The 405-nt window shown below is 73.1% G+C and carries 1 pseudogene; it reads left to right on the top strand.

From position 1 onward, the window contains the following. A pseudogene (locus TN53_RS47710) lies at positions 1 to 405 on the top strand (hypothetical protein); the annotation flags it as partial.

Genomic DNA, 405 nt, shown 5'->3' with positions numbered 1-405 from the left:
GTGCTGGACGTGGCCGTCAGCGCCGACCACCGCTACGGGCTCTCCCGCGGCCAGGACGTCACCGTGAAGATCTGGGACCTGCGCACAGGCGAACTGCGGTGGGTGCTGGGCGGGCACGAGGAGTGGATCGGCGCCGCACGGCTGAGCGAGGACGGCCGCTACGTCGTCACCGGGGGCGCCGACGCGACCGTACGTGTCTGGCGGACCGCCGACGGACAGTGCGAGGCGGTGCTGACCGGACACACCGATGCCGTGGTCGACGTCCTGCCCGGCGTGGACGGCCGGCACTTGCTGTCCTGCTCCGCCGACGGCACCGTCCGGCTGTGGGACGTCGCCTCCGCCCGCTGCGTCCATGTGCTCACCGGACACACTGCCGCCGTGCGCAGCCTCGCTGTGACGCCGGAC

This window comes from Streptomyces sp. WM6386 (assembly GCF_000972385.1).
In the GTDB taxonomy this organism is placed as follows: domain Bacteria; phylum Actinomycetota; class Actinomycetes; order Streptomycetales; family Streptomycetaceae; genus Streptomyces.
The sequence above is the reverse complement of the archived record's forward strand: the minus strand, read 5'-3'. Positions and strand labels throughout refer to the sequence as shown.